Annotated in this window: 19 protein-coding genes; 7 read left to right on the plus strand and 12 right to left on the minus strand. The window is 60.4% G+C overall.

The genetic code is table 11. The features are described 5' to 3' along the window. The first annotated feature begins 163 nt into the window (after positions 1 to 163). Entirely contained in the window at positions 164 to 310 is a 147-nt protein-coding gene (locus tag BW974_RS25375) for a DUF7550 family protein (protein WP_162833873.1), read from the plus strand. Between the two features lie 46 nt (positions 311 to 356). On the opposite strand, the gene purL is transcribed toward BW974_RS25375, so the two are convergent. Then, entirely contained in the window at positions 357 to 2,468 is a 2,112-nt protein-coding gene (purL, locus tag BW974_RS03685) for a phosphoribosylformylglycinamidine synthase subunit PurL (protein WP_076428081.1), read from the minus strand. Between the two features lie 1,004 nt (positions 2,469 to 3,472). On the opposite strand from purL, the gene BW974_RS25380 reads away from it, so the two are divergent. The 3 genes from BW974_RS25380 (at position 3,473) to BW974_RS03695 (ending at position 5,507) form a co-directional block, all read left to right on the plus strand. Next, positions 3,473 to 3,634, plus strand: coding sequence for a hypothetical protein (locus tag BW974_RS25380; protein ID WP_175609622.1), 162 nt, complete (start codon positions 3,473 to 3,475; stop codon positions 3,632 to 3,634). 92 nt (positions 3,635 to 3,726) lie between these two features. Next, positions 3,727 to 4,413 carry a PHP domain-containing protein gene (locus tag BW974_RS03690; RefSeq protein WP_076428083.1) on the plus strand — a complete coding sequence of 229 codons (687 nt, stop codon included), beginning with the start codon at positions 3,727 to 3,729 and terminating at the stop codon, positions 4,411 to 4,413. Next, entirely contained in the window at positions 4,413 to 5,507 is a 1,095-nt protein-coding gene (locus BW974_RS03695) for an asparagine synthase C-terminal domain-containing protein (protein ID WP_076428085.1), read from the plus strand. The genes BW974_RS03690 and BW974_RS03695 overlap by 1 nt, the downstream gene beginning before the upstream one ends. Positions 5,508 to 5,842: 335 nt before the next feature. On the opposite strand, the gene BW974_RS25385 is transcribed toward BW974_RS03695, so the two are convergent. The 3 genes from BW974_RS25385 to BW974_RS03710 form a co-directional block, all read right to left on the minus strand. Further along, the gene (locus BW974_RS25385) at positions 5,843 to 5,986 is read right to left on the minus strand and encodes a hypothetical protein (RefSeq protein WP_175609623.1); all 144 of its coding nucleotides are present in this window, start codon (positions 5,984 to 5,986) and stop codon (positions 5,843 to 5,845) included. Positions 5,987 to 6,061: 75 nt separating this feature from the next. Further along, a complete protein-coding gene (locus BW974_RS03705) occupies positions 6,062 to 6,532 on the minus strand; it encodes an NUDIX hydrolase (RefSeq protein WP_076428089.1) in 471 nt (156 codons plus the stop codon). Positions 6,533 to 6,601: 69 nt separating this feature from the next. Further along, entirely contained in the window at positions 6,602 to 7,636 is a 1,035-nt protein-coding gene (locus BW974_RS03710) for a transcription initiation factor IIB (protein WP_076428091.1), read from the minus strand. 277 nt (positions 7,637 to 7,913) lie between these two features. Between BW974_RS03710 and gatC the strand changes: the two genes are divergently transcribed. Together gatC and gatA are read left to right on the plus strand one after the other, a co-directional pair. Then, positions 7,914 to 8,192 (plus strand): Asp-tRNA(Asn)/Glu-tRNA(Gln) amidotransferase subunit GatC, encoded by a 279-nt coding sequence (gatC, locus tag BW974_RS03715; protein ID WP_076428093.1) that lies wholly within the window; start codon positions 7,914 to 7,916, stop codon positions 8,190 to 8,192. Next, positions 8,189 to 9,463 carry an Asp-tRNA(Asn)/Glu-tRNA(Gln) amidotransferase subunit GatA gene (gene gatA, locus BW974_RS03720; protein ID WP_076428095.1) on the plus strand — a complete coding sequence of 425 codons (1,275 nt, stop codon included), beginning with the start codon at positions 8,189 to 8,191 and terminating at the stop codon, positions 9,461 to 9,463. The genes gatC and gatA overlap by 4 nt, the downstream gene beginning before the upstream one ends. Positions 9,464 to 9,659: 196 nt before the next feature. Here the strand turns inward: gatA and BW974_RS03725 are convergent, their stop codons facing one another. The 7 genes from BW974_RS03725 to BW974_RS03755 form a co-directional block, all read right to left on the minus strand. Continuing rightward, positions 9,660 to 10,010, minus strand: coding sequence for a helix-turn-helix transcriptional regulator (locus tag BW974_RS03725; RefSeq protein WP_076428097.1), 351 nt, complete (start codon positions 10,008 to 10,010; stop codon positions 9,660 to 9,662). A gap of 25 nt (positions 10,011 to 10,035) precedes the next feature. Further along, on the minus strand, positions 10,036 to 10,737 hold the full coding sequence (locus tag BW974_RS03730) for an NRDE family protein (protein ID WP_076428099.1): 702 nt from the start codon (positions 10,735 to 10,737) through the stop codon (positions 10,036 to 10,038). Positions 10,738 to 10,809: 72 nt separating this feature from the next. Further along, entirely contained in the window at positions 10,810 to 12,303 is a 1,494-nt protein-coding gene (gene menE, locus BW974_RS03735; protein ID WP_076428100.1) for an o-succinylbenzoate--CoA ligase, read from the minus strand. Beyond that, positions 12,300 to 13,343 (minus strand): mandelate racemase/muconate lactonizing enzyme family protein, encoded by a 1,044-nt coding sequence (locus BW974_RS03740; protein ID WP_076428102.1) that lies wholly within the window; start codon positions 13,341 to 13,343, stop codon positions 12,300 to 12,302. The genes menE and BW974_RS03740 overlap by 4 nt, the downstream gene beginning before the upstream one ends. A gap of 1 nt (position 13,344) precedes the next feature. After that, the gene (locus BW974_RS03745; protein ID WP_076428103.1) at positions 13,345 to 14,286 is read right to left on the minus strand and encodes a 1,4-dihydroxy-2-naphthoate polyprenyltransferase; all 942 of its coding nucleotides are present in this window, start codon (positions 14,284 to 14,286) and stop codon (positions 13,345 to 13,347) included. A 242-nt stretch (positions 14,287 to 14,528) separates the two neighbouring features. After that, entirely contained in the window at positions 14,529 to 15,284 is a 756-nt protein-coding gene (locus tag BW974_RS03750) for a DNA-directed RNA polymerase subunit epsilon (protein WP_076428105.1), read from the minus strand. Positions 15,285 to 15,957: 673 nt separating this feature from the next. Beyond that, a complete protein-coding gene (locus BW974_RS03755; RefSeq protein WP_076428107.1) occupies positions 15,958 to 16,854 on the minus strand; it encodes a 1,4-dihydroxy-2-naphthoyl-CoA synthase in 897 nt (298 codons plus the stop codon). 144 nt (positions 16,855 to 16,998) lie between these two features. On the opposite strand from BW974_RS03755, the gene BW974_RS03760 reads away from it, so the two are divergent. Further along, positions 16,999 to 18,165 (plus strand): pyridoxal phosphate-dependent aminotransferase, encoded by a 1,167-nt coding sequence (locus tag BW974_RS03760; protein WP_076428108.1) that lies wholly within the window; start codon positions 16,999 to 17,001, stop codon positions 18,163 to 18,165. 11 nt (positions 18,166 to 18,176) lie between these two features. On the opposite strand, the gene BW974_RS03765 is transcribed toward BW974_RS03760, so the two are convergent. Further along, entirely contained in the window at positions 18,177 to 19,253 is a 1,077-nt protein-coding gene (locus BW974_RS03765; protein ID WP_076428110.1) for a tubulin/FtsZ family protein, read from the minus strand. Positions 19,254 to 19,338 lie beyond the last annotated feature (85 nt).

Genomic DNA, 19,338 nt, shown 5'->3' on the forward strand with positions numbered 1-19,338 from the left:
TCGTCTCGCTGCACTACCGTCGTCTCGCTGCACTACCGTCGTCTCGCCGCTCGACTGTCCGCGGAACGCAGTTCCGTGCTACTCGCAGTCGAGATTTCTTCGACACACTCTCTTCCATCCAAACACCGATACACCGAAGTACCGGGCGAACCGACGCAAAGGCATGAGTGGTCACGAATACGAACCCGGAGAAATAGAGCGAGTAACGTCCCCGATGCAGGAGTTCTCGATGAGCCAAGTGACGACCGGTATGCTCGTCACCGTCATCGGACTCGCAGTCGTGTTCGGCATTCCGCTACTGCTCGCATAAAAAGCCGATACCACACTTCTCGCTCTCTCACTACCGACGAGCGCACTTAGTCCAGTTCCCGAGCGAGCACATCGCGTAGTTCCGCAATCTCTTCTGCCGACCAACGAAGTGTTTCGTCGCCAACTTCGATTTCCAGCGCGCCCGACTCGTCCGCGGTTCCGAGTTCGGTGACGGGTGCAATTTTCTCAAATGCTTCTTCCACAGCATCGGGCGTCGTCGTCTCGACGACCGCACGACCCGGCAGTTCGCTGAACAGCGATTCTGCGGAGTCGGGAAGGGAAACAGATGCACCAGCATCCGCCGAAACCATCTCGGCCAGCGTCACCGCTAGACCGCCGTCGCTCACGTCATGCACTGCGAGCGTTCCATCCTGTGTAGCGACCGAAACGAGAGCAGAAACGACCTCCGATGCGTTTTCAGGCAGGTCGGGGAATCGGTCGCTTCCACCCATCTGTGCGAGATATTCAGACCCGCCGAGTGCGCCGGAGGATTCGCCGACTAGCAGAAGGGTACCTTGGCCTGAAAACTGAGCTGGCGGGGCGTCGTACTCCGCAGTCGTCCCGGTCATCGCCAGCGTCGGCGTTGGCGGAATCGGGCCGCTCGGCGAGTCGTTGTACAGCGAGACGTTCCCGCCGACGACCGGAACGTCGAGTTCACTACACATGTCCGCGAGGCCGTTCACGATTCCGGAAAACCCACCGTACACGTCCGGTTTTTCGGGATTGCCACCGTTCAGACAGTCCACTGCGGCGAGCGGTTCCGCGCCCTTCACCGCCAGATTCGTCGCGTTTTCCAGTGCGACTGCGCGGGCACCGTCGTAGGGGGAAACAGTCGTCCAGTGCGGATTCGCGCCCGAGGTGAACGCCAATCCGAGTTCGGCGCGTCGAATCGCCATCATTGCCGAGTCGTCGCCCGGCGGGGTCGCGGTGCGGGTCTGGACTTCGTGGTCGTACTGCCGGTAGACCCACTGTTTGCTCGCGCAGTTCGGGGAGCCGACGACTGCTTCGAACGCATCCCCGAGGTCGAATTTCGGCAGGTCGGTTTCGGGTTGCGTCGGTTCCTCCGCGGGCAGGTCGTTCATCGGCGCACCGTCGCCGATGAACTCGGCGGATACGTCCACCACCGTCTCGCCCTCGAATGTGCAGACGTAGTTCCCGTCGGTCACGTCGCCGATGACGGAACAGCCGAGGTCGTACTTCTCGGCGATGTCGGCTACTGCATCGACGTTTTCGGGCCGAACTTCGTAGCACATGCGCTCTTGCGATTCAGCAAGGAGAATTTCGAGCGCGTTCATGTTCGGTTCGCGCTGATGGACGCGGTCGAGTTCGATGTCCGCGCCGAGGCCGCCCTTGGCCACCAGTTCGCTGGAGGCACCGCCGAGTCCCGCCGCGCCGAGGTCGCGGGCCGATTCCACGAGGTCGTCGTCCACGAGTTCCTCGTTGGCCTCGATGAGCAGTTTCTCGGTGTAGGGGTCGCCGACCTGCACCGCCGGGCGGTCTTCCGTTTCCGCATCCTCTGCGAGGTCTTCGCTGGCGAAACTCGCGCCGCCGAGGCCGTCCCGACCGGTTCCGTTCCCGACGAGGACGAGTTTGTTCCCCGGTTCTTGTGCGTTCGCCGTGACGAGTCGGTCGGCGGAAAGCAGGCCGACGCAGGCCACGTTGACCAACGGATTGCCCTCGTAGTCGGGGTGGAACTGCGTGCTTCCGGCGACGGTCGGCACGCCGATGGAGTTGCCGTAGTCCGCGATTCCTTCCACGACGCCCTCCAGCAGGTAGCGAGAGTGTTCGCGGTCGAATCCGCCGAAGTAGAGGCTGTCCGCGAGCGCGATGGGGTAGGCCCCCATCGAGAGCGTGTCGCGGACGATGCCGCCGACGCCAGTCGCCGCGCCGTCGTAGGGGTCTACGTAGGACGGGTGGTTGTGGCTCTCGATACCCATCGTGATGTAGGTATCATCGTTCAGGGCGACGACGGCGGCGTCGTCGCCGGGGCCGATGACGACGTCCTCGCTTTCGGAATCGAACGCCGATAACAGCGGGCGCGACGAGCGATACGCGCAGTGTTCGCTCCAGAGGTTCTCGAACAGCGTTTCCTCGGCGGGAGTCGGGTCGCGGCCCAGTTCGGCGACGACCAACTCGCGGTCGGACTCGGAGAGACTCATTCACTGTTCTGTAGATATAGGGCGGATTAATGCCTTTCCATATGCACGAACTTGGATGTTATTGTGTAACCGATATAAGCTACCCGTACAATACGGGAGTTCGATACCAATATCGCTGAATAGTCAATAGAACCCATCTACATAGAGTCTTCTCGAAAAGGACGTGGGGAGTCAGCCATGATTTTCCACGTCCGCATTGCGGGGAACCGTGTCGAGGGTTGTTCTCCACAGAACCTCGACAGTGATTATATCATTGCCAAATTCGTGTAAATATAGTGGTTGCGTAAGCAAGCAACCTGCCACTCACAACTGATGTTTCACTTTCGCCACAACAAGGTCGTGTTTGTAAACCGGTTAACTGAGCATGCTACTATACACCAAATGGAGCACTGATATTGATCCTTTCATAGTCCAGCAATGAATGTATACAACACATTCACGAGGATACAATGGCCAAAACGAAGCGTGGATGGGTAGGGGTTTCGTACGTTAATTCCACGCAGTCGGGATATTTCGGTTATGACAATCCAGCAACAACCCGACAACAAACAACATACGACTGAATATGATTAACAGTTTCGGCCGAGTGTCTGCAATATGTATAAGCAGACGTTACGTATCGTAGTTCACGATGCGCTGTTAAACGAGGATGGAAATTCTAATTGTATATGCTGTTAATCTATCTTCTCCCATTCTGTTCCACGACATCGACACGCCAGAACTACGTGTAAATATGTACCACTCCCAACAGCGTTCAGTCAGGATGGCAGAGTAAATCGTTCGGCGAAATCTACCCAAATCCACTTCGTCAGTTGTGCGCCACAGAGTGATACCATTGGCAGGAGGTCGGAAGCGTTTTCTCAACTTTTTCCGAGCATCCGAACCCACGTAACTTAATTCATAAATTCGAACAGTCACAATCAAGTACAGTTCCAGAAAGCATTTACCGAACTCCGGCCACTCATGTACCTGACGACACCACCCGACAAAATCCCTACAAAACAATGAGCCTCCATCACCACCCTCTCGAACAAATTGTCCTGAAGACAGTCACGTTTACACTCACGCCGTTCGTCGTCGCCTTCGTCGGATTGGCTCTACTCGTCAAAGGCCGTCCGCGGCACGCCTACAGTTGGCTCACGAGCGAATGGCGCGAACCGCTGTAGTTTCGGGGAGTGATTTTCAGTTCGATTGATGACGGTTATTTCCACGAACGCGTACCGAGTTGCTTTTGCCATCCCCCTCCCAACCTCCGGCCGTGCTTTCGGTCGAGTTGCATTGTCATTCCGCGCTCTCTCACGATGGTCGTGACCCGGTGGAACTGCTCTTGGAGCAGGCGAAGGCTGTCGGCCTCGACGCCCTCGCCGTCACCGACCACGACGAAATCGATGCCAGTCTCGAAGCCGCAGAACTCGCCCCCGAATACGGATTGGTGGGCATTCCCGGCATGGAAATCACCTCGCGTGCCGGGCACGTCCTCGGGTTGGGTATCGAAGAACAGGTACCGCCCGGACTGCCGTTCGGCGAAACGCTCGACCGAATCCGAGAACAGGGCGGCGTCGCAATCGTTCCGCACCCCTTCCAGAAATCACGGAGCGGCGTCGCCGTGAACGTCACCCGAAAACAACTCGCGCAGGCGGACGCCATCGAGGTGTACAATTCGCGCCTGTTGACTGGACGGGGCAACCGCCGCGCGAAGGATTTTGCTCGAGAGGAGGGCGTTCCGATGACGGCGGGAAGCGACGCCCACATCAGCGAGATGGTCGGCCAAGCCGTGACGAACATCGACGTAACCACCCGCGACAGCAGGGCGATTTTAGGTGCTATAGTCGACGGCCGAACCGAGGTACAGGGCAAACGGACACCGTGGCGAATCAGCTTTCGGCAGGCCGCGGGCGGCGCGAAACGCCGCGTCGTCAGCCGCGTCGGCCAATATTTCGGATGATGCAGGGTGCAGAGACAGGCCTCGTCCGACGTGCAATCGAGACGAACGACCCCTTACCGGGAACGCGAGGATTCGCGGGAGAGCTGGCCGCGAACGAGGGCAAATCTCCAAAACTCGTTCGCGACGTTTTGGGTCGTTATCCGATTTTCTCCGAGACTGACGACCCGACGACGTGGAGTTACGACCCGCGGGATTTGGACGACCCGAATCCGGTTCCCGCGGGCTTTGCTCGCACTGATGACGGCGACGAACAGCTGTGGGAACTGCCCAATCCCCCGATTTTCGAGGACGAGGACAAGGCAGTTGGAGCAGTCTGCGAGGCCGTCGAAGACAGCCTCGCAGACATTTCGTCGGACAATCTCGCTGTCGCGTTTTCCGGTGGTGTCGATTCCGCCGTCGTCGCCAGCGCCTTCGACTGCCCGCTGTACGTCGCCGGATTTCCGGACAGCCACGACGTGGAGGCCGCACGAACCGCCGCAGAGGCGATGAACCGCGAGGTTCAGGTGGTCGAACTCACGCACGAGGACATCGAACGCGCGGTTCCCGAGGTCGCTCGCGCAATCGACCGAACGAACGCGATGGACGTGCAAATCGCGCTTCCGTTGTATCTGACCGCCGAGCGAGCGCGAGAGGACGGCTACGACCGACTCGCAGTCGGACAGGGCGCTGATGAACTGTTCGGCGGTTACGAAAAAGTCGCGCGCGCAGACCACCGCGTCGAGGCCGAAACGGTTCGCGGGGCGGCCCGTGAGACTATTTCGACGCTCCCCGAGCAGTTGGCGCGGGACGTGTTGACTCTCCGGTCAGCGGGCGTCGAGCCGGTCGCACCACTGCTTTCCGACCGCGTCGTTCGAACTGCGCTTCGATTACCGGGCAAAATGCTGGTGTCGGAAGATGGTGTTCGAAAATGGGCGTTCAGGGAATCAGCCCGAGCGTTCGTCCCGACTTCGGTGGCGAATCGGGGTAAGAAAGCGGTGCAGTACGGTAGTCTCGTCGCGCGCGAACTCGACCGACTCGCGCGGCAAGCAGGCTACAAACGACGGATGGACGACCACGTGACCAAGTACGTCCGCTCACGACTGGAAGCAGTCTAAGAACTCTGTTGATGTGGCGTTCTTTCCGTGAGTCGACTCTGTAACCACGAATCGTGATAGCCGATGCAGTGACCGCCACACTCACCGCACGCCTGCCTGTCGAGTTCGTATCGTGTCCCACACGCTTTACATTCGAACCGTGCCGGTTCTGCACGGATAAGTTTCAGACCAACTTGACTGACAAATCCCATCTCCTATTTGTCTGAATTTCGTCATACGTATTATTCTACACGGGCTAAACGGATACAAAACAGCGTTTGAATCGTTATTTGGAATTCTCGAAGATAGAGACTCGGGAAGTACTTTTTTATACAGTCTGATATGAATGTGGGCTGTTACTGTCTCGATGTGACGATTTGTTCGCTTCCGCAGTCAGGGCAGAGTTTTCGCTCGTCGTCGAACGCTTTTCCACACCCGGTACAGACGTAGGTGGGACGGGGGTCTTCGTCGCTGCCGAACAGTCGGTTGATGATGCTCATGCCCCCGAAAATCCACTGGGAAGACCTTATTATACACCGCCTAATCCGGCATCTTGCACACCAATCGCCGGTTTTCTACTTCGAGCCGACACGTTCGATTGCCTCGATTCCGAGCGTGACGACTTCCGCAGTCAACCCGTCGTGTTCCCGGAGGTCGCCCGGGGTGAACCACTCCCAGCCATCGCCAGCAACTTCGCCGTCGTCCGGCGAGAGGTTTCGGTTCGCCGATTCACCATAGTAGACGAAATCGATGTGCTGGTGGGCGACTTCCCCATCGAAACTGTCGATGTCGTAGAGCATGGTGTGTTCCGCAGGTGATAGCTCTCTGCCGAAGTCGGCGCTAATCGTCGGTTGCGGTTCGAGAAGCGTCACGTCCAACCCAGTTTCCTCCTCGACTTCCCGCAGGGCGGCCTCCCGCGGCAGTTCGTCGCGGTCTAGGTGCCCACCCGGCGGTAGCCACATTCCTAGTCGGTCGTGCTCGTGCAACAGACACTTGCCGTCGTGGACGACGTAGATCGTCGCGGTGAAATGTCGCGTCGTCTCCATGCAGACTGGGATTCGCGATACCGGTTGACGGTTTCGATTACCGGCCGCAAAAGAGGATTTCGGACACGTTCAGGGCGTTATCGTCCCTTCTTCCGCATCTAGCAGTTCGTGATACCGGTTTCGAATCGTGACCTCGCTGATGTTCGCTACCTCGCTCACCTCGCTCTGTGTGACCTTCTCGTTGGTCAGCAGGGCGGCGGCGTACACCGCCGCGGCGGCGAGTCCGACCGGACTCTTGCCGCTGTGGATTTCCTGCTCGGTCGCCGTATCGAGCAGTGACCGCGCCCTGCGCTCGGTTTCGTCCGATAAATCCAGTTCCGACGCGAACCGGGGAACGTAGCTTTTCGGGTCCGCGGGTTCGATTTCGAGGCCGAGTTCGCGGGCGACGTAGCGGTAGGTACGGGCGATTTCGTCCTTCTCGACGCGCGAAACCGCCGTCAGTTCGTCCAAACTGCGCGGAGTTCTGGCCTGTCGCGCCGCGGCATACAGAGAGCCAGTCGCAACGCCCTCGATGGAGCGGCCGGGAAGGAGGTTTTCGTCCAGCGCGCGGCGATAGATGACACTGGCCATCTCCCGAACCGAATCCGGCAGGCCGAGGGCGCTGGCCATGCGGTCGATTTCGCCGAGCGCCTGTTTGAGATTGCGCTCCTTGCTGTCGCGGGTGCGGAACCGTTCGTTCCACTTGCGGAGCCGCTGCATCTTTTCGCGCTGGCGGGAACCCAGCGAGTTGCCGTAGGCGTCCCTGTCGCGCCAGTCGATGTTGGTCGAAAGCCCCTTGTCGTGCATCATCGTCGTCGTCGGTGCGCCGACCCGGGATTTCTGCTCGCGCTCGCTCGCGTCGAAGGCGCGCCACTCCGGCCCGCGGTCTACTGCATCCTCTTCGACAACGAGGCCGCAATCGTCACAGACGCGCTCGCCACGCTCTTCGTCGGTCACCAACAAACCGCTGCATTCGGGACAGCGTTCTCGCTCGTCAACCACCCGTTCGTCGGGGTGGCGCTCGCTGGACTGCTGTTCGTCTGACTGCTGCTCGCTGGACTCGGATTTCGTTCGCTCGCCACTGGTCTCCGTTCGTTCGTTTGGTCGAGTACGTGTATCAGTCATGGGCGCGTGCTGTCGAAGAAGGGTAGAGAGTTAGAGAAGCGATAGACGTACTGCGTAGGACATGCATCAACTTAAGTCTAGTGTGGGTTTTGAACTATTATTTCGTATCTATCTTCCAGAACATATTGGCGCTACTGTTACATCGGAAAAACCTGCCGTGTGGGACCGATTTTCCGTTTTTTTCGGGGGAGTCGGCGGTTCCGTACACGTGCGTTCAAAACTCCGGATGGGGTTGAGTATCGAAACCCTTACCGCTTGCCCGCGGGTTCGTCAATACATGAGCGATACGTCTCCCGGGCCTGACGAGGTTCGGCACGTCGCACGGTTGGCCCGTGTGGCCATTTCCGAGGAGGACGCCGAGCAGTTCGCCGGACAGTTCGCGGACATTCTGGGATACTTCGAAACGCTAGACGAGGTTCCGGAAGTCGAGCGCGACACCGACCTCGTGAACGTCATGCGCGAGGACGAAATTCGGGATAGTTTAGAACAGGAAGACGCACTGGCGAACGCGTCGGAATCGGAAGAGGGCTACTTCAAGGGGCCGAACGTCTCATGAGCGGAAACGGCACCATCTTCATCACCGAGGAAACAATCGAGGGCGACGAAGACGGCCCACTCGCCGGAAAATCGGTCGCCGTCAAGGACAACATCAGCACTGAGGGAATCCGAACCACCTGCGGGTCGGCAATGCTCGAAGACTACGTCCCGCCATACGACGCAACCGTCGTGACGAAGTTGAAAAGCGCGGGTGCGACCATCGTCGGCAAGGCAAACATGGACGAGTTCGGCATGGGAACCACCACGGAAACTTCCGCTTTCGGCGCGACGGAAAACCCGGTTGCGGAAGGCAAAGTTCCCGGCGGTTCATCGGGTGGCAGTGCCGCCGCAGTCGCGGCAGGTGAGGCAGACCTCGCGCTCGGAACCGACACCGGCGGCTCGATTCGCTGTCCCGCCGCGTTCTGCGGCGTCGTCGGTATCAAGCCGACCTACGGACTCGTTTCGCGCTACGGTCTCGTGGCCTACGCGAACAGTCTGGAGCAAATCGGCCCGATTGCCAACTCCGTCGAGGAGTCGGCCGAACTGCTGGACGTTATCGCAGGCCCGGACGAACACGACGCCACGACCAGAGACGAGGGCGCGGACGCGAACTACGCCAGCGCCGCCGACGGCGACGTTGACGGACTCGACATCGGTGTTCCGACGGAACTCGTCGAAGGCGCTGATTCCGGCGTCGTCGAACAGTTCTGGGACGCCATGGACGACCTCGAATCGCAGGGCGCGACCGTCCACGAAGTGTCGCTCCCCTCGGTTGAACACGCGGTCGAAGCCTACTACGTCATCGCCATGTCGGAAGCCTCCTCAAACCTCGCGCGCTACGACGGCGTCCGATACGGCCACTCCGGCGGCTACGACGGCAACTGGAACGAAGTGTTCTCCGAGGCCCGCGAGGAGGCCTTCGGCGACGAGGTGAAGCGCAGAATCCTGCTCGGCACCTACGCCCTTTCCGCGGGCTATCACGACAAATACTACAAGAAGGCCCAAGACGCCCGCGCGTGGGTGAAACAGGACTTCGATTCCGCCTTCGAGGACGTGGACGTGCTGGCCAGTCCGACCATGCCGACCCCGCCGTTCGAACTCGGCGAGAGTCTGGACGACCCGCTCCAGATGTACCTCGCGGACGCGAACACGGTTCCCGTGAACCTCGCCAACCTCCCCGCGATTTCGGTTCCCGCGGGCGAAACCGACGGCCTCCCCGTCGGCGTGCAGTTCATTGGGCCGAAGTTCGGCGAGAAGCAAGTGATTCGAACCGGAAGCGCGCTGGAATAATCGACTGACGAAGGCGACCGCTTCATCGACCTTTTTAAGCTGAAAGACCAAATCGGAATTGGAACCAAACAGGACGCCCACATTCGAGGTTATGATTCATCGCAAAAACTCAAAACCCAAATAATCAGCTTCTACGTTTCCAAAGCATACTGCTGTTCGTATCTCTCCAAACCACAATAACCGAAAAGAATCCTGTCTACTCCTCGTAAGCGAGGTTCATAATCCACTGCGAGAAGGCGTCGCTTTCGGGGTCAATTTCCTCCTCACCGATAAACGGCGAGAGCATGTCGCCCGCCATTAGGAGGGCGAAATTGAGGTCTTTCGCGGCGGGGGTGACGAAGTAGGTGTTGTGTCCGTCGTAGACGGTCTTTTCGCGCTGGACGAGTCCCTTAGCGACCAGCGATTCGATGATGCGACTGCCCTTGCGCGACGAAACGTCGAGCTGTTTCCAGAAGTCGCTCTGGTGGATGCCGCCCGTTTCGCGGACGAGTTCGAGTCCTGCGAACTCGTCCTCGGTGAGGTCGTCCTCGGACGTGGCCGTGCTCATGTTCCATACAGGGACGGGCGGGCGTTTAAAGGTGACCTTCCACGCTTCGGTACGCCGTCTCGCAGGGCGGGCCATCGGCGAACTCGTAGGTGCCGACGCCCCCGTCGGCAATGGTGACGATGGACGAGGAGCGAGTTCCGTAATCATCGCCGTGGACGCACGCCCCGATGTCGTGGTCGCGGAGTACGGTTTTCGTTCGCTCGCGCCACCGCGCGACGGAAACGTCCTCGCTGAGGTCGGGGTGGACGGCGTTCAGAATCCGCTCCGACTTCGGTGCGTCGCAGTTCGTTCCCTCGTTGACGACGACGTGGTACCCCGGGTCGAGGGGCGTCGTTTCGAGGACGCCGTCCCACTCCAGAACGGTCGCTTCGTCGGCATCGGCCAGCAAGAGGTTGAAACCGGCGTACTGCCGTTCCGCGAGTTCGTCGTGAACGAATCCGAGGGCGTCGGCGGAAGACTCGTGACTCAGCGCATCCCGAACCAGCAACCCGCGGGAGCGTTCTCCGTCGATTTCGGCCGGTCGGTTCGTCACGCCGACGAACAGGCCGTGTTCGTTGTAGCCTATCCACGTTCCTCCGGCCTCTTCGTCCTGCGGAGCGACGACGAGGGGGTCACGGTCGAGGACTGCGGGAGAACGTGACGGACGGCCTAACGCCTCGTCGCGGTTCGCGGCGGCGACGATTGGCGTCCCGTCGAACACCCGCCACGCGACAATGAGAGTACACACGGCGGTTTGTTGGTTTCCACCGAATAAAAGGATTCGTTGCGGATAAACTGACGAAAACCGACTGGAACGTCCCTATCGCAGTTGCTCGCGGACTGCTTCGCGGTCGATGGTTCCGGAGGTGGTTCGCGGCAGTTCAACCGCCGTTTCGAGCAGTCGTGGGTGCTTGTATCCTGCAAGGCGGCCTTCACAGAACTCTCGAACTGATTCGAGGGACATCGCTTCCGTTTCGCCATCTACTGGGACGACGAGCGCGCCGATTCGCTCGCCCCATTCGTCGTCTTCGACGCCGACGACCGCAACCTCGCGAATCGCGGGGTGGTCGCGGAGCACCGCCACGACCTCGCCGGGGTGGACGTTCTCCCCGCCGGTGACGATTCGGTCGGAACGCCGGTTCAGCACCCAAATCCGGCCCCCCTCGTCGCGGTAGCCAACGTCGCCGGTGTGTAGGCCGTAGTCGCCGAAAGCCGCGTTTGTTGCTTCCGGATTGCCGTAGTAACCCGCCATGACGGTCGGGCCGGAAACGACGAGTTCGCCCGCGATGCCCGGTTCGGTCGGGTTTCCGTCTTCGTCGAGAACCGTAACATCGGTGAAGACGAGAGGTCGGCCGACCGTTCCGAGGGAGGAAAACGCCTCCTCGGGTCTGGCGGTGGCGATTTGTGATGCGGTTTCGGTCATTCCATAGGTCGGGCAAACTGGAACTCCGCGCTTTTCGCATTCACGAATCAGTTCGTCGCGGGCAGGCGCGCCGCCGAGCAGGACGAATCGCAGGGAATCGGAAATAGTTCCGGCGTCCAGCATCCGACGGAGCATCGTCGGAACGAGCGAGATACCGGTCGCGCCGTACCTTCGCACGTTTTCCAGCGTCGCTTCGGGGTCGAAGCCGGTACCAGTCTGAACCACGACGGTGGTTCCGTACAGCGTGGAACGCAGGAGGGGCGCGAGTCCGCCCATGTGGTACGTCGAAAGGCAGAGGTGCCAGCGGTCGTCGGGAAGAACGCCAAGTCGAAACGCGGAGGCGGTCGCGCTGGCGAACAAGTTCCCCATCGTGAGGACGACGGCTTTCGGATTTCCGGTCGTTCCCGAGGTGAACAACATTACTTGTGGGTCGTCGTGTGACCATCGTTTCGCCGTGAACTCGGCTCGTTCGCACTCGCCGAGGGTCGCGTCGGTCGATGCATCGACCGACGCGACCGGAACGTCTCCGGAAATTTCGCAGGCAGTCGATTCCGTTTCGGCTTCACAGACGAGTGCCGACAGGTCGGTGTGACCGACCTGTCGGCGAAGTTCGGGTTCCGCAAGGCGAACGTTTAGCGGCACCAGCACGCACCCGAGTCGCATCGCGGCGTGAACGAGCCGAATCGACGCCATTCGCGTTTCCATCAGGATACCGAGATGGTCGCCCGCCCGGAGGCCGAGTTCGGCGAGTCGGCCCGCAGTTTCCTCCACGGCAGAGTCGAGGTCGGAATACGTCCATTTTCCGCCGTCTTCGGCTTCGATGAGCGCGGTTGCCTCCGGCGACACGTCGGCCCTGTGTGTGAGCCAATCCACCGTATTTTGGGATTTCATCGCCGTCCCCACGTGTCCGCCACGCCGTTTCCTGCGTCCTGCGGGACGCTGACCGAACCGTCGACGAGTCGAGTGCGGTCTGGGCCGAGGTCGCGGGCGAGCATCGCCCCGGTTGCGAGTCCGCTCGCCGGGCGGTCGGGACTCGCCGCCGCGGCGTGAATCGCGGCGGTTCGCGCCACGACGCCGTCGATGGTAGTCGTCACGACTGGCGTGACGCCAATATCGCGGGCACGGTCGGCGACTTCCACGACCTTGTCCGGGCCGCCAAGCACCATCGGTTTACAGATGAGAACGTCGGCAGCGTCGGCGTCGAGGACGGCATCGACCGAGGTTTCGGCTATCGACTCGTCGGCTGCGACGCGAACCGACCGACCGCGGAGGTCGGCAAGCCCGTCGAGGTCGTCCCCTGAAACCGGCTGTTCGACGTAGGCGATTCGAAGCGGGTCGAGTTTGTGAAATGCTTCGCGTGCCTGTGCGCGCGACCAGCCGCCGTTGACATCGACTCGGAGTTCGATGTCGGAACCGACAGCGTCGCGGATAGTTCGAAGTCGCGCCACGTCGTCGGTCACCGACCGCACGCCGACTTTCACTTTCACGCATTCGAACCCGGCGGAAACCGCGTCCACCACGGCATCCACTGTTTCGGCGGGTGAGCAGTCCCCGACGGTTGCATTCGCTGGAATCACTTCGACCTGTTCCGGGCCGCCGAGGTGTCGGTAGAGCGGAACCCCATCGCGCTTCGCCCGGATGTCCGCGAGCGCGAGTGAAAGGCCGTGTCTGGCCGCAGGCGTCGATTCGAGAGTGGTCAACCGCTCTTCGAGGTTCGAAAGTTCATCGCCCGGCGCTTCGATGTCGGCAAGCGCGGCACGACACGCCGGAAGCGATTCGGTCCACCCCGGCAGTGGCGTCGCCTCGCCGATGCCGACCTCGTCGCCGTCCTCGACTCGAACGAGGATTCCCTTTCGGTGTTCAATCGAACCGTGGGCCGTGTCGAGCGGCGATTCCAGTTGGAGCGAAAACTCTCGCGTTTCGACTCTCATCTCACATCACCATTCCGAGAGCGAACAGAGCCGAGTGGATGGCCAGCAGTTTCCCCGTCTGTTCGAGCGCGGGATTGAGCGCCTCGCCCGACGTCTTCGTCAGCAGGGTTCGAGCGACCATCACGGCGTAGGGGCCGGTCAGGAGGGGTAGAAGGACGGGAAGGCCGAACTCGCTACTCGTCCAGAAGTAAATCGGAACGAGGTAGGAGAGCGCCAGCATGCCGACGAACTCGGCGCGACTGGCCGAGTAGCCGATGAGCACCGCCAGCGTCTTCTTACCCGCTTTCTTGTCGGTTTCCAAGTCGCGGACGTTGTTCACGACGAGGATGTTCGTGGAGATGGCTGCGACCGGGAGACTCGCCAAAAACGCCTGCAACGTGACGGTTCCGGCGGGAATCCCAAGCGCGAGCGGTGCGGCGAGCACTGCGGCAGCCTGCACGTAGAAAGTACCCATCACGGCGACGACGCCGAAGAAGACGAAGACGAACAGGTCGCCCAAACCGTTCGAGCCGAGTGGGAACGGCCCGCCAGCGTAGGCGATGCCGCTGACGACACTGGCGAGTCCGATAATCAAAATTGGAAGTCCGCCGACGTACACCAGATACGCACCGACCACGATAGCGAGCAGGAACGTTCCATACATCGCGCGCTTGACTTCCTCCGCCGCGATGAGGCCGGATTGGGTGACTCGGGTGAACCCCTTTCGCTCGTCGGTATCGACGCCCTTCACGGCGTCGTAGTAGTCGTTTGCGAAGTTGGTGCCAATTTGGATGAGTGCCGCGCCGACAAAAGCGGCGAGCGCGGGAAGCGGGGCGAACAGGCCCTCGTGGACGGCGAGGCCGACGCCGACGAAAATCGGCGCGGCGGCGGCGGGGAGGGTGTGCGGTCTGGCCGCCATGAGCCACGCTTTCGTGCGAGAGACCTCGGTCGCCGTATCGTTCATTGCTACGACTGTTCTAGCGAGTGGGGTATAGCATCTACGGTTTTGGAGGGATTTGGGTGGAGCGTTCTGTTACGAAATGAGTCGAATACATCCAACAGTTCCATCGGGAATCCGTTTAAGTAGTTCTCGCGACAAGCAGTAGATACGAGGAAGCTCGATTCGAGTTCTACACGGTAGATTTTCGCTCGCCAGCACCAGCTTTTCACTCTTCAGCTACATTCAGATTGCTATTTTGGCTTCGCTCAATCTCCCGCTTCAGCACCCATCCCCCGACTCGTGAGACTCGGCAGGTTCGGGTCGCGGTGAGGATTCCGACCGTGAACTGCGTATTCCAACTCGTTTTCGTCCATCTGCTCGCGAAGGACGCGCCGGAGGCGATTCAAACTCGTGATGTCGAGGCCGTGTTTTTCGGCCAACTCCGTGAACTGCGCTTCGTCCGTCAGCGACTCGAACTGGTCGTACAGGTCGGTCAGTCGCTCCGGTGGCAAGCCGCGTATCCACTCGTCGTCGTGCAGTCCGAGGTGATGCTCGCGTTCCCTATCGACGATATGACGGATGACGACCAGCGCGACTTTCGGAATGGCCCGCTGGCTTCCGAAGGCAGTCAAATCGAGTTCCGACATCACGCCGAGGACGCAGTCGCGTTGCCACGGCGTCAACGAGAGGTCGTTGCAGAGCGCGTGACTCACCCGCAGTTTGTCGAGGTGGTGCATCCGACTGCTGTGTCCGGCCATGGCTGAGTGACGCTCCTCGTGCAGCCGGCGGATGCTGTCGCTCAAATCGTCCTCCGGCGATTTCGCGCGCCCGATGACCGTCGCGCTGGGGGTCACCGGCCCCCACTTTCTAACCGATTGGTCGCGCTGGAGGTCGGCCCGCCGAACCGCGCCGTCCCCCGGCAGTTGGCTCAGTTCGCGCGCTTCTCGGTCGCTCTGCTCGGCGTCCGCTTCCGATTCCCACTGCCAACTGGCAGTCTGCGAATCGCCGTCACCTCGATACATCACACCAGTCTACTCGGGCGAGATAGTTCAAAGGTCGGTTCGGAGAAGAAATAGTTTCAACGCAGCGATAGCTATCGCTGGTGTCCGTGTGAGTTTCCGGTAGAACCCGCCCCGCTTTCCGTCCGTATCTGTACCTTATCACGAGAAGCACTTAAACGGAAGTCCGCGCTCTCGGTTCGCCGGAGGCGAATCGAAACCACGTGCTACGCGATGAATCGAGTACGTCAGAACCAGAATCAGCGCCGTATTCCGCTCGTATCTTTACCTTATCGCCAGAAGCACTTAAACACTAACTGCATGATTGGTGTAATTGCGGCTTCAACGAATCCCAAGCAGTCGCTAGCAGAAGTCGATGCGTCGGGTCAGAATACGACCCGTCTTCCGTCCATATCTCCACCTTATCACGAGAACTACTTAAAGAAAATAGAGTACCGTGACCACTTCCTCCAGCGTGAATTTACGCAACCGCTAGCGGCCAGATTCTCTCCGCGAGCAAGGAGCGACAGCGACGAGCGAGCGGGCCAAGGAATCCCTCGAAGGAGCGTCGAAGACGCGACTGAGGGGGTGACGCTGTGCTTTTGGTCCAGCTTTTACAGGGAGACGGACAGGGCCAGCGCGATTCGCGCTGGCCCTGTTTCTCGACCGTCGTAAAAGATGGTAGTTAAAAGGTACGTCAGTAGTGCCACGGGTAGTCCGAGAAGTCCGGGTCGCGCTTTTCCACAAAGGCGTCCCGGCCTTCCTGGGCCTCGTCGGTCATGTAGCCGAGTCGGGTCGCTTCACCCGCGAACACCTGTTGGCCGACCATGCCGTCGTCGGTCATGTTGAAGGCGTATTTGAGCATCCGCATCGCGGTTGGACTCTTCGAGTTGATTGCCTCGGCCCAATCGAGCGCCACGTCTTCCAGTTCTTCGTGGGGAACCGCCTCGTTCACCATGCCCATTTCTTCGGCATCCTCGGCGGAGTAGGTCTTCCCGAGGAAGAAGATTTCGCGGGCCTTCTTCTGGCCGACCTGTTTTGCGAGGTAGGCAGAGCCGAACCCGGCGTCGAAACTCGCCACGTCGGGGTCGGTCTGGAGGAACTTCGCGTGCTCTTCCGAAGCGAGGGTCATGTCGCAGACGACGTGGAGGCTGTGGCCGCCGCCGACTGCCCACCCCGGAACCACGCAGATGACGGGTTTCGGGATGTGGCGGATGAGTCGCTGAACTTCGAGGATGTGCAGTCGGCCCGCTTCGGATGCGGCTTCGCTCTCCTCGTCCTCTCCCTGATACTCGTAGCCCGCGCCGCCGCGAACGCGCTGGTCGCCGCCGGAACAGAACGCCCAGCCGCCGTCCTTCGAGGACGGGCCATTGCCGGTCAGGAGAACACAGCCAACGTCGGTCTGGCGCTTTGCGTGGTCGAGCGCGCGGTAGAGTTCGTCCACCGTTCCGGGGCGGAACGCGTTTCGCACGTCTGGGCGGTCGAAGGCGATTCGAACCGTTCCCTGTTCTTTCGCCTTGTGGTAGGTGATATCGCGGAAATCGAAGTCGTCGATTTCCTCCCAGCGGTCACCATCGAAGAGTTCGGATACCATGCCGGAAACTGAATCCGGAGCGACCTAATAGGTTCCCGTCCGCGTCCGATTTCAGCCTCGAACTCCCGTCGAGAATCCGCACAACCCGGCAAACCACGATGGGTCTGCAAAACTACTTGCGCCGAGAACGCAACGGTCGAAACCATGACCAGAATCGCCTCACGAGCGACCGATTTCGAACGGTCGGGGATTCGCGTGATGTTCGAGCTCGCGGAAGAACAGGGCGGCGACCTCGTTCGGTTGGAAGTCGGCGAGCCGGATTTCGATACGCCGGAACACGTCATCGACGCGGCAGAGCAATCAGCACGGAGTGGAGAAACGCATTACACCTCCGGGGCTGGAATCCCCGAACTGCGCACCGCAATCGCCGAGCGCATGACCGACGAAACCGGCGTTTCGTTCGACCCTGAACGGCACGTCTCGGTTACGTCCGGCGCGATGGAAGCCCTGTTCTTGGCCCTCTCTGCAATCGCGGAACCGGGCGATGACGTACTAATTCCGACGCCAGCGTGGCCGAACTACCGGAATCAAGCGCGACTCGCGGGAGCCACACCCGTTCCGATTCCGCTCTCTGCGGATGACGGATTCGACCTCGACCCTGACAGAATCATCGAGCAGTTGAGTCAGGACACTGCCGCAGTCATCCTGACCACTCCGTCGAACCCGACCGGACAGGTGTACGACGAGGATGCTGTTAGGGAGGTTGTTGAGGCAGCACGGGAGTACGACGCCTTCGTCATCGCGGACGAGGTGTACGACCGCCTCACCTACGGCGACGACTATCGGCGAATTGCGTCCTACACGGACTATTCCGAAGGTCTGCTAACCGTCGATTCCTGTTCGAAAACCTACGCCATGACCGGGTGGCGACTCGGGTGGCTCGTCGGCCCCGAGGACGTGATTTCGGCCGCGACCAGCCTCGGCGAAAGCACGACGGCCTGCCCGTCGAGCATCGCCCAACATGCCGCGCTCGCCGCCGTGACTGGGCCACAAGACCCCGTCCACGAGATGCGAGCCGCGTTTCGTGAACGGCGCAACTATCTGGTGAATCGCGTCGAAGAAATCCCGCACGTTTCGTGTCCGCGGCCCGACGGCGCGTTCTACGCGTTTTTGGAAGTGAGCGAACTCGGGGGTACGAGCGCCGATGTCGCGGAACGACTGCTTTCGGAATACGGTGTCGTCACGGCACCCGGAACCGCGTTCGGCGACGCTGGCGAGGGATACCTGCGGCTGAGTTTTGCGAATAGTATGGAACGAATCGAACTCGGACTCGACCGACTTGCGGCGATGGTCGAAGACGAACGAAACTGATTCGAATCGGTTCAGAATAGATTGTCGAGTTCGTCGTTCTGGAACATCTCTGCTGGGTCTTCTTTCCGTTCTTCCTGCTGATTTGCCTCCTTCGCTCGCTCCATGAACTCCTTCATTCGCGGCGAGCGTTCGACGCCACCGAGGAGGATGAGCGATGCCAGTCGGTCGCTGTCCAGCGGGAAGTCACCGCCGCGAACTTGCAGGCTTCCGGTTTCGCCTTCCAGCCATTTTCGGGCCTTTTCCACGCCTTTCCGCGGGATTCGGTCGGAATCTCCGGCAACAACCAGCAGCGCGGAATCAGCGTCGGTTGCTTTTGGAACACTGAGGTTGCTCAGGATTGCTTGCCGCGTGTTGCTCGTCACCGTGTTGATGTTCTCGCCACTTTCCTCGCTCGCGCCTGCGCTGGCATAGCCGAGGGCCGCGATACCGCCCGAGCGGAGCGTGTTGATGACTTCGCTCGAATCGACCACGCTCTCGCCGACGCCTTCGACTGCTTCGCCCGAGGCGAGCAGAATGCCCACGCGCTGAGCGATTTGCTGGTTGATAGCGTCGAACGCTTCGCCGACGCTCTGACCGGATTCGTGCCACGCGTCGTTGTCGATGAGAAGTGTCGCATCTGCCTCTCGCACGACGGTTTTCAGCGACCGGCCAGCGTTCGCTTGATACATCGACCCCTCGCCGCGACCCGGAAGGATGCCGAGCGCGTAGACGGGCATCTCGTAGATTCGCTGGAGTTCGTGGACGAGCACCGGCGCGCCGCCGCTGCCGGTTCCGCCGCCGAGTCCCGCGACGACGAAGATGGCTTCGGCTTTCGCCGTGATACGCCCGTCGAGCGCGCTCATCACTTCGCCCGCATCGCTTTGCATAACCTCTGCACCGAGTTCGTTATCCCCGCCGACGCCGTGCCCTTTCACCCGTTCTTGACCGACGAGAACCGTATCGAGGTCGAGCGATTGCAAGTCCGTTTTCGCGGAGTTAACCGCCAACGCACCCTGTATCGCGTTGAAATCCATGTTTGCGTCGAACTCGACGAGTTTCTGTGTCAGTTTCCCCCCGGCTTGACCGATACCAATCAGGACGACTTTCATGCCAAAGCCCACCCGTTCACCCGTAATGAATTTTCTGCCATCGGTCACATCAATTTTAAGTAGAGAAGCGAAACCAATGCCGTCC

The organism is Haladaptatus litoreus, from assembly GCF_900156425.1.
In the GTDB taxonomy this organism is placed as follows: Archaea; Halobacteriota; Halobacteria; order Halobacteriales; family Haladaptataceae; genus Haladaptatus; species Haladaptatus litoreus.